Raw genomic sequence first — 13,053 nt, 5'->3', positions numbered from 1 at the left:
CTAAGGTGGAGGGAAATTTTTATGTTTTTAAGGGCCTATTTGATGATGGCTTTTATTGTAAGCTTTGTATGTATAATAGGCTTTAGCTTCATCTCCTTATTAATCAGCGACCAGAAAATAATCATGTTTGACCGAGTGGTGATCCAGATGATTCAAGATCAAGAATCCCCTGGATTAACAAGTGTCATGAAGACGTTTACGTTTATTGGTTCAGCATCCTTTGTTATCATTCTAAGTCTGGTGCTTATGTTTTTCCTTTATAAAGTACTGCATCATCGAATTGAACTTATTTTATTTATTACAGCTATCCTTGGTTCCGCCTGTATTAATGGGATTTTAAAGAATTTATTTCAGCGGGTCAGACCGGATTTGCATCGTTTGATTGAGATTGAGGGATACAGTTTTCCAAGCGGCCATGCGATGAGTGCTTTTACGGTTTATGGAATCATCACCTTTTTACTTTGGCGGCATATTCCAAGTAAATGGGGAAGAAGTATTTTGATTATCTTTAGTATTGTGATGATCCTTTCAATCGGTATAAGCCGCATTTATTTAGGGGTACATTATCCAAGTGATGTAATCGGGGGTTATTTTGCCAGTGGATTTTGGCTGGCTGTGTTAATATGGTTTTTCCAATATTACAAGGAAAAACGTTATAATAAGAAATATAAAAGCGAGATATGAGGTTAAGACTGAAAGCTTCGCGGTTAAAAATTGGAGTGATACATATTATTAGAAATAGTATTCCTAACTTATTTACACTGTTAAATTTATTTTGCGGTTTCTTGTCGGTGATGTATTCGGCACAAGGTGATTATAAAAATGCGGCCATCCTTATCTTAATAGGGATGATGCTGGATAGTATGGATGGTCGGATTGCGCGAATGCTGAGGGTCGAAAGTGAACTGGGGAAAGAGCTTGATTCATTGGCAGATATCGTCACCTTTGGTGTGGCACCTGCGATGATGGCCTATTATTCCTACTTTTCTTATTTTGGGATACCGGGCATGGCGATTTCCGGTCTTTTCCCGTTATTCGGAGCTTATCGATTGGCAAGGTTTAATATTAATGCGGTGAAATCGTCCCTTAAATATTTCACAGGTGTCCCAATAACCGCGGCGGGCGGTCTGTTGACTTTGTTAACAACGTTTCAATGGAAGATGCCTGAGATTATCCTGCCTATTTCGTTTTTTGTCTTATGTTATTTAATGGTTAGTACGATTAAAATACCGAGTCTAAAGGATATCCCGCTGCCAAAATACGGGATCATCATCACGCTTTTCTTAGGATATGCCATTTATTTCGTGTTTAAAAAAGAACAGTACCGGTTTCCATACTTTATATATGTGGCGATTCCTTTATATGTCGCTTTTATCAGCTACCAGCTTGTAAGGACAAAACGAAAACGAAATCCAAAATAACAAAAGGGTGTCAGGCACCATTGTGAATATTTCACATGGTGCCTGACACCCTTTATTGTTACGTTTTTCTTATTACATCCCGAAAGACATAACCCAAATGGATCCCGCAACTGTGACGACTGCGATGAAGAAGCCGTAAGCTACGTTGATTACCTGGGATTTTCCATCTTCGCCTTCGTTCATATGCATGAACATGTATAACTGAAGGCCTGCTTGGACGACTGCAAGCGATCCAATAATCCAAAGTATGGTTTTAAACGGAAGGGAGGTTTTGATGGCAACTCCTAGTGCTGCAAAGGTTAGCACAAGAGACATAATAAATCCGATTACATGTGTAACAGGGAATCCTTTATGATTTTTCTCCATCTTACGCCACCATCCTTGCTAAATAAACAAATGTAAAGATAAAGATCCACACAACATCCAAGAAGTGCCAGTATAAACCGATAATAAACGTTTTACGGGCGGTGACAGGTGTTAAGCCGCGCTGGAAAATTTGAATGATGACCATCGTTGCCCACCCAATCCCCATGGAAACGTGAAGACCATGTGTTCCAAGTAAAACAAAGAAGCTTGATAAAAATGCACTTGTCTGCATCGTTGCGCCTTCATGGACGTAATGAATGAATTCTGTAACCTCCATGAAAACAAACCCAGCCCCAAGTAAAAGGGTGATGATGAACCAAAGTAACAAGCCATTACGGTTTCCGCGGCGCATTTCATAGATTGCGAGACCGCAGGTGAAACTGCTCGTTAACAGCAGGATGGTTTCTACCATGACATCCTTTATTTCAAAAAGGTCCTTAGGGGTAGGCCCGCCAGCATAGCGGGCATTTAGAACAGAAAAGACAGCAAACAATGTTCCAAATAGGATGATTTCAGCACCAAGGAAAATCCAGAACCCCAAAATATTCATTCTATTTTGTTCTGTTTGATATTCAAGCGGCAAAGCAGTATTGACGTTAGCTGACATGGTTGTTCACCCCTTTATTCACACTTCTCCATGCCTTTTCAGTTTTCTTGATCTCATCTTTATGAACGTGGAACCCATCATTGTAATCGAATGAACGGATAATCAACCCAGCAAGGATTCCGACCGTAGCCACGAGGGCGGCAAGCTTCCATTCGAATACCAAGAGGAATCCAGTGATTCCAAAAATAACACCCATATAAAACGGAAGTCCTGAATTGCTTGGCATATGGATTTCTTCTACTTCTTCATCCTTTAAAGTAAGACCTTCATTGTGTTTCTTCATATACCAGAAAGCGTCTATCGATTTCACTTCTGGAAGTTTCGCAAAATTATAGAATTGAACTGGAGAAGCGGTAGCCCACTCAAGTGTACGTGCATCCCATGGATCGTTTGAAATATTACGGTCTGCATATCTTGCGCTCCAGTAAATGTTATAGCATAGAGCACCAAAGCCAATCGCTAGAATAACGGCACCAATCGTTGATATTAGGAATAATGGAGCATAACCAGATTCAGCAGAATAGGTGTAAGAACGTCTAACAGCCCCATCTAATCCTAGGAAGAACATTGGCATAAACGTTAAGTTAAATCCAATTGTAAAGAACCAGAAATGAATTTTACCAATTTTTTCATTTAACATGTGTCCAAACATCTTAGGCCACCAGTAATAAAGACCGGCAAATACGGCAAATACTACGCCTGGTATTAATACATAGTGGAAATGGGCTACAAGGAAAAGGGTATTATGGTACTGATAATCAGCTGCACCCATTGCCAGCATAACCCCGGTAACACCACCAATGACAAAGCATGGGATGAATGCAAGTGCCCAGAGCATTGCAGTTGTTAATTCAATCCGGCCTTTCCGCATCGTGAACAGCCAGTTAAACATTTTAACACCAGTTGGAATGGCAATCATCATCGTCGTAATGGAGAAGACAGAGTTGACTGCAGGTCCTGCACCCATCGTAAAGAAGTGGTGAACCCAAACTAGCATACTCAGAAACGCAATACCGACGATGGAAAATACCATTGAATTATATCCAAACAACCTTTTACGTGAGAAGGTTGAGATAACTTCTGAGAACATCCCGAAAGCAGGGAGTACAACGATATATACTTCTGGGTGACCCCATAGCCAGAACAGGTTCGCCCACATCATATCCATTCCCCCGCCTGAGATCGTAAAGAAATGGGTACCGAAAATACGGTCAAAGGTCATCAAGGCAAGAGCAACGGTAAAGATAGGGAATGATGCGACAATAATGACCGAAGCAATGAAGGATGTCCAGGTGAACATTGGCATTCTCATTAATGTCATGCCTTTTGTACGCATTTTTAAAATCGTGACAATGAAGTTAATTCCCGTCATCAATGTCCCAATCCCGGCAATTTGCAGGGCAATCGCATAATAGTTATTTCCTATCCCAGGCGTAAACTCTTTACCGGCAAGAGGGAAGTATGCCGTCCAGCCAGCATCTGGAGATCCGCCGACAACGAAAGAAATATTAAACAACATCGCGCCGCTGAAGAACAGCCAAAAGCTTAAGGCGTTCAATTGCGGGAAGGCAACGTCACGAGCTCCAATTTGCAACGGAACGACCACGTTCATTAAACCAATTAACAATGGCATTGCCGCGAACAGAATCATGATAACGCCATGAGTTGTAAAGATTTCATTATAGTGCTGTGCATCTAAAAATTTCATTTCAGGTCGGGAGGTTTGTGCCTTCATTAACAGACCATCAACACCTCCGCGGAAGAACATCAATACTCCTGAAAGAATGTACATAATCCCAATCCGCTTATGATCAACCGTGGTCAGCCATTCGCGCCACAGCCATTTCCATTTTTTTAAATAGGTTACACCGGCAACTATGCCAACCATCGTTAGAACTATAGCAATCTGTGAACCTAGGATTAATGGGTTTCCTACAATGAAAAAGTCATGCCAATTAATTCCCATTGTGTTCACCTCCGTTAGAATCATTCATTTCCGTGTTGTTTTCTTCATCTTTAAAAATCTTACCTTGAACTCCGTGAACCTTGTATAACTCAGGATTTGTATAAGTTTTCGAATTCATTTTCCCATGGTCGACCCATGCTAAGTGGGTGCCAGTAAATGTTTCACGCCCTAAGTGAGTTGGTTTTAAAAGTTCATTGTATTTTTTCTCTGTAAGCTTAGGAGCGTTTGCTTTTACTTCTTTAACCCATTTTTCAAAGTCTTTAGAGGATTTTGCTTCAACAGTAAATTCCATATCGGCATATCCCTTGCCGTTAAAGTTCGTATTTCTTCCTAAAAATTCACCAGGGTTATCAGCAGTCAAATAAAGCTCTGTTTCCATTTTGTTCATGGTATATTTTTGACCGCCAAGTGCGGGAACCCAAAAGGATTGCATTGTTCCAGCAGAGGTTAATTTAAACTTAACCGGTGTCCCAGCGGGAATGTTAACATAGTTCACAGTTTCAATGCCTTGCTCAGGATAGCTGAAGATCCATTTCCAGTCAGCTGAAGTGACATTGATGGTAATTGGTTTTTTATCTTCATACCCTGCAGGAACTTTTTCTAGTTTATAAATGGTATTTACAGTAGGAATTGTTAAAGCAATAACAATCAAAATCGGGATCGCAGTCCAAATGATTTCTAATTTTGTACTGCCGTGCTCTTCAGGTGGCACGTAGTCTTTATTCTTTGGTGTAGCACGGTACTTCCAAACAATGTACCCAAATAATCCGAAAACAACGACAACGACTATCAGCATTAAAACTAGTGACCAGTTTATCAAACCAAGAATGTCTCTGGCAGCAGGACCTTTTGGGTCAAATACCACCATTTTGTTGCAGCCACTTAATAATAAGACAGGCAGGAAAGCCAGTAGGGGGATTAAATAGCCCTTTTTAAACATTTTAAAGCTCCTCTCAGGCAAATTGTTCATTTTTTCACAATCCTTACGTGAATTCATTCACAAACTTCAATAGGATAACTCCATTTTTAAAAAAATACAAGCAGAAAATCCAATTAAACTAATTATTATTTTAGGTTAATTTGCGGATTAAGTTTCCTCTTTCACAATATTACCAAGATGTCTATGATGATAATATAGGTTTTTGAAAAAAGTTGTGACAAATTTGTTAAGGATTTAAAATGCTAATCATGGAATAGTTTGGAAATATAATTCTACAGCCTTAATCATTGCTGAAAAATGGCTTTAAATTGTCTATTTTAGAATAATAGTGAGATAATGTTAATACTACATAAAAAGAGGAGACAGTTACGATGAAAGTCAAAATTAATCGAATTGCAGCTAAAGCATTGAAAAAAATGATGGATGTGGAAGAAGCAGAAGGAAAAATGTTCCGAGTATACGTCACCAGTATTCACGGAGATCATGCGCATTATGATTTAATGCTTGATACGCCAACTGAAAATGATGAAGTTGTTAAAACCGATAAGGATATTGATTTTATCCTCGATAAAAACGATGAGTACTTGGATGGCGTATGGATTCAATACTTCCAAGTGCCAAAAGAGGAATGGGTCATTACCAATCCATCAAAAGGCAGCCATCACCATCATTAATTAAACTGATTGGTACCAAATGGAATTTTGCCATTAATGAGGTTCTTATTGAGGACATTTTGGATAGAAACAAAGCCAATTTTGTCCTTAATATGCCCTATTGAGGACATTTTGGATGGAAACAAAGCCAATTTTGTCCTTAATATGCCTTATTGAGGACATTTTGGATGGAAACAAGACCAATTTTGTCTTTAAGAGGCATTAATTTCAGCCCACATAAAACAAAATCCCCAAAAAACCACTTAAAGTCTTATTTTCAAAAAACTTGAAATTGTTCATAATTTTTTCATATAATCCTATTATTGCTACTTTTGAACAAAGGAGAATGGTATGATTCGGCGTTTCTTCTCTTATTATTTTCCCCACAAAAGGCTATTCATTTTAGATTTTAGCAGTGCAGTGGTGGTAGCGGTCTTAGAATTAGCTTTTCCGCTCGCGGTTAAATGGTTTATCGACATACTGTTGCCTGGAGGTGATTGGCCATCCATTGTTTCGGTAAGTATTGAATTATTCATCCTTTATCTATTAAGTACGTTTCTGCAGTTTGTCGTCAATTATTGGGGTCATAAGCTCGGTATTAATATTGAAACGGATATGAGGCAAGAACTATTTGAGCATGTACAGAAGCAATCGTTTCGCTTTTTTGATAATACCAAAACCGGGCATATAATGAGCAGGATAACAAATGACTTATTTGATCTCGGCGAACTTGCCCATCATGGGCCTGAAGATGTATTTATTGCCGTTATGACGTTCATCGGGGCTTTCTGGATTATGCTTACCATAAACGTAAAGCTGGCCCTCGTTTCAATTTTAATTCTTCCGTTATTAATCTTACTTGTGGTTGTTTGTAATTTGAAAATGAACAAGGCGTGGGGGCAAATGTATTCAAGCATCGCTGATGTTAATGCCCGCGTCGAGGATAGTGTTTCTGGAAGCCGTGTCGTTCAATCCTTTACTAATGAAGAATTTGAGATTGCTAGATTTAAAAAAAATAATCATAGATATCGCTCCGCTAAACTTGGGGGATACCGAGTGATGTCCTTCAGTCTATCAGGCATTTACATGATGACAAGATTGATTACGATTATCGTATTAGTTTACGGTGCGTGGTTAAGCTTTTCAGGTCAGCTTTCCTATGGAGAGCTGGTCGGTTTTGTCCTCTATGTCAATGTCCTCTTTAAACCTATTGATAAAATTAGTGCAATTATGGAATTGTATCCAAAAGGAATGGCTGGATTTAAACGGTTTATCGAGTTAATCGATGATGAGCCGGATGTAAAAGATATTGATGAAGCCGTTAGAGTTTCTGCTCTTAATGGGAATATTACCTTCAATGAAGTTTCATTTCGCTATGACGAGCACAAATCAGTTCTAGAAAATATTAATTTAAATATATGTGCAGGTGAGACCGTTGCCTTTGTCGGTCCATCTGGTGCTGGGAAAACAACGATTTGCTCGCTGATTCCAAGATTCTATGATGTTAACAGCGGCGCTATTTGCATCGATGGACTTGATATTCGAAATATGACAAAAAAATCATTGCGGTCACAGATAGGCATCGTTCAACAAGATGTATTTCTTTTTACAGGAACACTCCGTGAAAATATTGCCTATGGAAGACAAGAGGCAACTGATGAGGAAATTGCAGAAGCTGCCCGCCAGGCCCATCTTGAAAAATTTATTGCTTCCCTACCATACGGATACGAAACACAAATTGGGGAAAGAGGATTAAAGCTTTCCGGTGGTCAAAAACAACGAATTGCCATTGCCAGAATGTTTCTGAAAAACCCGCCAATTTTAATATTGGATGAAGCAACTTCGGCTCTTGATACAGAAACCGAATTAGTCATTCAAGAAGCTTTAACAGAACTTGCGCAAAATCGTACCACATTAATCATTGCCCATAGGCTGGCAACAATCCGAAATGCCGACAGAATCATCGTCGTGACCGAAGAAGGCATTGCTGAAGAGGGACGTCATGATGAACTGATTGACCAGGGAGGAATTTTTGCCAATCTCCACCGTGTGCAATATCAGCAATAATTTGAGACTGCGATTTTATCGCAGTTTTTTATATCATACTGTGAAGAACTTTGATTTTTTTTCATAAAAAGTGTTTACTTAAACAATGAAAACTTTTGAAAGGGGAAGGTTATATCGTAATGGCTACTGACATTAAACTGATTGCTCTGGATATGGACGGGACACTTTTAAACAAAAAAGGAAAAATATCAGAAGGAAATAGACAGGCAATTAAGGAAGCACAAGAAAAAGGCATTTTTGTAGTTCTAAGCACTGGACGTTCCTTGCTCACCAGCAGGGAACACGCGGACTCTCTTGAACTCACATCGTATTTGGTTACTGTAAATGGCAGTGAAATATGGGATGAAAAACGGGAAATCGTCGAAAGAAATCTTGTTAAATCAGAGCTTATCGAGTGGATGTGGGAGTTGTCTAAACAGCATAAAACAAAGTTCTGGGCAATCAGCACGGAACGAAATTGGCATGATGAAATGCCTGGGGATTTACATACAAAGGAATGGTTAAAATTTGGCTTTAATATCGAGGATGATGCAACAAGAGAGTTTATAAAAAATGAATTAGAGGCAAAAGGGGAGTTTGAATTAAGCAATTCCACCCTAAAAAACATCGAGGTAAACCCAACTGGAATCAATAAAGCAAAAGGACTCAAAATTGTCTGCGAGCGCCTAGGGATAGAAATGAATCATGTTATGGCAGTCGGGGATAGTTTAAATGATATGGCGATGATTAAAGAAGCTGGACTTGGGGTGGCAATGGGGAATGCTCAAGATGCCGTTAAAGAAGCTGCCGATTGGGTCACAGCAACGAATGAAGAGGATGGAGTAGCAAAAGCGATTCGAAAATGGGTCTTATCAAATACAAATATTTAAATATTTTGGTAAAGAATTGTATAGGAAGAAAAAGGATTGGTAAAAATAATCAAGCAAGTATATTTTGCAAAATAATGTTATAGCTACATGCTAGGAGGCTACAAAGAAATGGAAACAGGTAGAGTAAAATGGTTTAACGGTGAAAAAGGTTTTGGATTTATTGAGCGCGAAGGCGGCGACGATGTATTCGTTCACTTTTCAGCAATTCAAGGTGAAGGCTACAAAACCCTAGATGAAGGTCAAGAGGTTACGTTTGAAATCGAAAATGGACAACGTGGACCACAAGCGGTTAACGTCCGTAAATCATAAGTAACAATAAAAAACAGACTCAGTAATCTGAGTCTGTTTTTTATTGTCTTAGCTTTTCATTAGACACCCATTTTTCTGCGCGAGTTGCTTACTTTTTTCGTTTGCTGGCTCTTTAGTTTTTTAGTAGCTTGGGAGCCATTCAAAGTCGCATTGTCAGCGGCTGCCTTATTCTTTTTATTTTCAAGCTGTTGTTTCATTGCCTCTTGTAAGCTGATTTTCTTTTTTTGTGTTTCTTGACTGGATTCAGACATATTAGCCTCCTATAAATGGTGTTAAGTACAGTATAATCTATTTTTTTACATATTAGAATTTCCTAAATACAATTTTTTTGGACGTTATTTCTTAAATTTGGAATAACGTCCTTTCTTTTAATACCTATCTAAAAAATACTAGCTTTTTCGAAGGTTCTGCCTGACTTTAGCTGGGTCGCGACAGCTTCAAAACCTGGTCTTGCGAATGGTTATGATATCAGTCTGATCAATCGCAACATTCAAACAGAAAAAGAGGACTCCGATTATTTATTCGTGTTTATCCATTGAGGCATTGAAACCAAGCGCTCACCCGAACCCTTCCAGCGAGAATGGGCAAAGTTAATGATTGATGCAGGTGCGGATGGGGTCATTGGAAGTCATCCCCATGTGCTGCAAGGCTTTGAATATTATAAAGACAAACCGATTTCCTATTCACTCGGAAATTTCCTTTTTCCTAACTATATAAAAGGGAATGCAGCGCAAACGGGTGTATTACACTTGGATATAAAAAATGAAAAAATTGGGATGACTTTTGTTCCTTATCGTATCTCGAACGATCAAATTGTAAAACAAAATGATCGGGAACAACTGACTGTATGGAATGAACTTCAACGACTATCCTACGGTGATTTGCAGATTGAAGATGGAATGATTAAAGATCCGAATAGCGTTGCAGATGCAGGAAACTAGTGAAGCAGAGAAATATTATTTACCTCTGCTTTTTTACATCATAAATTTACAATTTACTGGAAAAAATACAGGTAATTAGAAAGTGAAGGAGCAACTATGTGAATCTGAACGTGATATATGGGGCCATTTTTATTTTTTCAGCGATAAAATGGGGTGATTGGAAAAATTGGGAGGCCTATTACCCTACATTTCTTTTCTTGATGGTTGGGGATTTGGTGTATCAGTTTTTATTTTTTAAACATAGCATGTGGGAATATGTTCCGATTGGAAGCGATAAATCATGGGCAAAGCATACGCATATTGCTTTCTTAGTTATGTTAATAAAATATCCTGTTACGATCAGCATATTTCTAGGTCATATGCCGAAGACGGCTTGGAAAAAAATAATTAATATCCTCGCTTGGACACTTATCTATACGATAAATGAATACACAGATTTGAAATTAGGTGCATTGATCCATAAAAACGGCTGGAATTTATGGTGGTCTGCATTTTTTAGCTTTGTAATGTTTTCCGTTTTGGCTGTCCACTTTAAAAAACCATGGTTAGCTTGGATCCTATCAGCGATATATGCTACTTTTCTATGGAACATTTTTAATGTTTCACAAGATATTTTGAAATAATTTCTTTCGCAGGCAACCTAGAACATAGGTTGTTTTTTTAATAGAAATTTTTATGAAATATTATATTAGCCGAATTACTAAGCAGGAATTTGAGTACTAAATTTAGAATATTAATAATATGATGATTTTTAAAGGGGGGATTAGCTTGGGAATCCAAGTAGTAGAAAAAGAAGAGATAAAAGTAGTTGGAATTTCTTGGAGTGGAACCTATTCAGAGGGTGAGATCATTCCAAGTCTATTTAAAAAAATGGAGAATCGCTTAAGTGAAGTGCCCAATCAAACAGTAGAACCAGTGTTGATTGCGCCATTTCATAGCAGGGAAACGGAGTTTACCTATTATGTCACGAAACCAGTAGAAAAAATTGAAGCCATCCCTGAAGGCATGGTTGGATTTTCTATCCCGCGAAAAAACTATGTCGTCGGGGTCCATAAGGGCACGCAAGAGGAAGTTAAGAGTACATACCTTCAAATGTTCGAATGGATGAAAGAATATGGCTATGAACAGGATCACTATGCCTTAAGTTTAGAAGTCTATAAAGAAGAACATAAACAACAAAATGCGAATGGAGATCTCCATTTTGAAATCTACTTACCTGTGAAAACCTATTAAAACAATAGGACATTACAGGATTTTTCTGAAAATAGGAGCCATTTCCCTTTACTCTTTTATTAAAGTATACTACCATAGAAAGTATATTTTAATAATTCCTTCGGGGTAAGGTGAAATTCCTAACCGGCGGTGATGAAGCGATGCTTCTTAGTCCGTGACCCGGTTAACGTACTAGTTAAACGGTGGATCTGGTGAAATTCCAGGGCCGACAGTTAAAGTCTGGATGGGAGAAGGAAAAAACAGGATTATGAAAAGGGCAAAAATTGCCTGTTTCTAAGCCTTGCTTTCCTATTGTCTTTAATTGCCCCTGAAGAAAAACTTCTTCAGGGTTTTTTGTATTCCTTTATAAAGGAGAAGAAAAATGTTTACAGGAATTATTGAAGAAATTGGGTCAATCTTAAATATTCAGAGGACGGGAGAGTCGTTTGTCCTAACCATTGCCGCGAAAAGAATTCTTGAAGACGTCCATCTTGGAGATAGTATTGCTGTTAATGGAGTATGCCTGACTGTGACCTCCTTCACGGCAAATCGCTTTACTGTTGACGTAATGCCAGAAACCGTTAGGGCTTCGAGTTTAAATATGGTTAAACGTGGTTCTAACGTCAACCTTGAAAGGGCAATGGCCGCTGGAGGAAGATTTGGCGGTCACTTCGTCTCAGGTCATATTGATGGTACAGGAATCATTAAAAGTAAAAAAGCATTCGAAAATGCCGTATATTATGAAATTGAAGCAGACCCCGAATTATTAAGATATGTCATTGAAAGAGGATCTATAGCAGTTGATGGGACTAGCCTTACAGTTTTTGCGGTATCCGAAAATCGCTTTACCTTATCTTTAATCCCGCATACCCTTGGTGAAAGTATTGTAGGGCAAAAAGACTCTGGTGATATCGTAAATTTGGAATGCGATATGATTGGAAAATACGTGGGACATTTTATGAATAATTTTGGAAAAAATAATCAGAGCAAAAGCAGCGGAGGGATTTCCGCTAAATTTTTAGAAGAAAACGGGTTTTTCTAGGAGGGATTTATCGTGTTTGATACGATTGAAGCAGCTTTAGCAGATTTGAAAGAAGGTAAGGTTATTATTGTATGTGATGACGAAGATAGGGAAAATGAAGGAGATTTTTTGTCCCTTGCTGAAAAAGCGACCCCCGATGTTATAAATCTTATGGCTACCCATGGGAAAGGCCTTATATGTGTTCCAATTGACGAAGAACTGGCACAAAAGCTGGAACTTAATCCGATGGTTACAAAAAACACGGATCCGCAAGGAACTGCCTTTACGGTAAGCATTGACCATAAATTTTCAACAACAGGTATATCAGCATTTGAACGATCAGCTACAGTTCTAAGCATGATTGCTCCGGAATCAAAGCCAGAAGATTTTAAAAGACCGGGGCACATTTTTCCGCTTGTCGCAAGAAATGGCGGAGTTCTTAAACGAACAGGACATACCGAAGCGGCCGTAGACCTTGCTAAACTATGCGGCTCAGCGCCTGCGGGAGTCATTTGCGAAATTATGAATGAAGACGGAACGATGGCACGTGTTCCAGATCTTCGTAAAATTGCCGATAAACTAGGGGTAAAAATGATTACCATTGAAGAATTAATAAAATATCGAAAGAATAAGGAAAAAGATACTGCAAATAATTTCTAAGGAAAATTTATCATTGGAGGA

At 38.6% G+C, this 13,053-nt stretch carries 15 protein-coding genes, 1 pseudogene and 1 riboswitch; of the genes and pseudogenes, 11 read left to right on the top strand and 5 right to left on the bottom strand.

What is annotated here, in order from left to right; genetic code table 11:
• Positions 1 to 21 precede the first annotated feature (21 nt).
• Both LC455_RS01675 and pssA read left to right on the top strand, forming a co-directional pair.
• A complete protein-coding gene (locus LC455_RS01675; RefSeq protein ID WP_223587828.1) occupies positions 22 to 684 on the top strand; it encodes a phosphatase PAP2 family protein in 663 nt (220 codons plus the stop codon).
• Positions 681 to 1,421, top strand: coding sequence for a CDP-diacylglycerol--serine O-phosphatidyltransferase (gene pssA, locus LC455_RS01670; protein ID WP_223587827.1), 741 nt, complete (start codon positions 681 to 683; stop codon positions 1,419 to 1,421). The genes LC455_RS01675 and pssA overlap by 4 nt, the downstream gene beginning before the upstream one ends.
• Positions 1,422 to 1,493: 72 nt before the next feature.
• On the opposite strand, the gene qoxD is transcribed toward pssA, so the two are convergent.
• The 4 genes from qoxD to qoxA are packed head-to-tail and all read right to left on the bottom strand — an operon-like array spanning position 1,494 to position 5,300.
• Complete coding sequence (gene qoxD / locus LC455_RS01665; protein WP_223587826.1) at positions 1,494 to 1,787, bottom strand: cytochrome aa3 quinol oxidase subunit IV; 294 nt, start codon at positions 1,785 to 1,787, stop codon at positions 1,494 to 1,496.
• 1 nt (position 1,788) lies between these two features.
• A complete protein-coding gene (gene qoxC, locus LC455_RS01660) occupies positions 1,789 to 2,394 on the bottom strand; it encodes a cytochrome aa3 quinol oxidase subunit III (protein WP_223587825.1) in 606 nt (201 codons plus the stop codon).
• Positions 2,384 to 4,360, bottom strand: coding sequence for a cytochrome aa3 quinol oxidase subunit I (gene qoxB, locus LC455_RS01655; RefSeq protein ID WP_223587824.1), 1,977 nt, complete (start codon positions 4,358 to 4,360; stop codon positions 2,384 to 2,386). The genes qoxC and qoxB overlap by 11 nt, the downstream gene beginning before the upstream one ends.
• Complete coding sequence (qoxA, locus tag LC455_RS01650) at positions 4,350 to 5,300, bottom strand: cytochrome aa3 quinol oxidase subunit II (protein WP_223587823.1); 951 nt, start codon at positions 5,298 to 5,300, stop codon at positions 4,350 to 4,352. Before qoxA ends, qoxB begins: the two co-directional genes overlap by 11 nt.
• A gap of 371 nt (positions 5,301 to 5,671) precedes the next feature.
• Here qoxA and LC455_RS01645 point away from each other — a divergent pair, with 371 nt between their 5' ends.
• From LC455_RS01645 to LC455_RS01630, 4 genes are all read left to right on the top strand, one after another.
• Positions 5,672 to 5,974 (top strand): iron-sulfur cluster assembly accessory protein, encoded by a 303-nt coding sequence (locus tag LC455_RS01645; RefSeq protein ID WP_223587822.1) that lies wholly within the window; start codon positions 5,672 to 5,674, stop codon positions 5,972 to 5,974.
• Positions 5,975 to 6,304: 330 nt separating this feature from the next.
• The gene (locus LC455_RS01640; protein WP_223587821.1) at positions 6,305 to 8,020 is read left to right on the top strand and encodes an ABC transporter ATP-binding protein; all 1,716 of its coding nucleotides are present in this window, start codon (positions 6,305 to 6,307) and stop codon (positions 8,018 to 8,020) included.
• Positions 8,021 to 8,139: 119 nt separating this feature from the next.
• Positions 8,140 to 8,889 carry a Cof-type HAD-IIB family hydrolase gene (locus LC455_RS01635; protein WP_223587820.1) on the top strand — a complete coding sequence of 250 codons (750 nt, stop codon included), beginning with the start codon at positions 8,140 to 8,142 and terminating at the stop codon, positions 8,887 to 8,889.
• Positions 8,890 to 8,997: 108 nt separating this feature from the next.
• Entirely contained in the window at positions 8,998 to 9,198 is a 201-nt protein-coding gene (locus tag LC455_RS01630; RefSeq protein WP_223587819.1) for a cold-shock protein, read from the top strand.
• Between the two features lie 59 nt (positions 9,199 to 9,257).
• Here the strand turns inward: LC455_RS01630 and LC455_RS01625 are convergent, their stop codons facing one another.
• Positions 9,258 to 9,449, bottom strand: a complete 192-nt coding sequence (locus tag LC455_RS01625; protein ID WP_223587818.1) for a hypothetical protein — start codon at positions 9,447 to 9,449, stop codon at positions 9,258 to 9,260.
• Between the two features lie 291 nt (positions 9,450 to 9,740).
• Between LC455_RS01625 and LC455_RS31625 the strand changes: the two genes are divergently transcribed.
• From LC455_RS31625 to ribB, 5 genes and pseudogenes are all read left to right on the top strand, one after another.
• Complete coding sequence (locus LC455_RS31625; protein ID WP_317851406.1) at positions 9,741 to 10,139, top strand: CapA family protein; 399 nt, start codon at positions 9,741 to 9,743, stop codon at positions 10,137 to 10,139.
• 98 nt (positions 10,140 to 10,237) lie between these two features.
• The gene (locus LC455_RS01615) at positions 10,238 to 10,762 is read left to right on the top strand and encodes a CBO0543 family protein (RefSeq protein ID WP_223587817.1); all 525 of its coding nucleotides are present in this window, start codon (positions 10,238 to 10,240) and stop codon (positions 10,760 to 10,762) included.
• 145 nt (positions 10,763 to 10,907) lie between these two features.
• Positions 10,908 to 11,372 (top strand): GyrI-like domain-containing protein, encoded by a 465-nt coding sequence (locus LC455_RS01610; RefSeq protein WP_223587816.1) that lies wholly within the window; start codon positions 10,908 to 10,910, stop codon positions 11,370 to 11,372.
• Positions 11,373 to 11,464: 92 nt separating this feature from the next.
• Positions 11,465 to 11,611: riboswitch (FMN riboswitch) on the top strand.
• 122 nt (positions 11,612 to 11,733) lie between these two features.
• The gene (gene ribE / locus LC455_RS01605; RefSeq protein ID WP_223587815.1) at positions 11,734 to 12,393 is read left to right on the top strand and encodes a riboflavin synthase; all 660 of its coding nucleotides are present in this window, start codon (positions 11,734 to 11,736) and stop codon (positions 12,391 to 12,393) included.
• 12 nt (positions 12,394 to 12,405) lie between these two features.
• Positions 12,406 to 13,011 (top strand): annotated as a pseudogene (gene ribB, locus LC455_RS01600) (3,4-dihydroxy-2-butanone-4-phosphate synthase); the annotation flags it as partial.
• Between the last annotated feature and the right edge of the window lie 42 nt (positions 13,012 to 13,053).

Source organism: Neobacillus bataviensis (assembly GCF_019969725.1).
The sequence above is the reverse complement of the archived record's forward strand: the minus strand, read 5'-3'. Positions and strand labels throughout refer to the sequence as shown.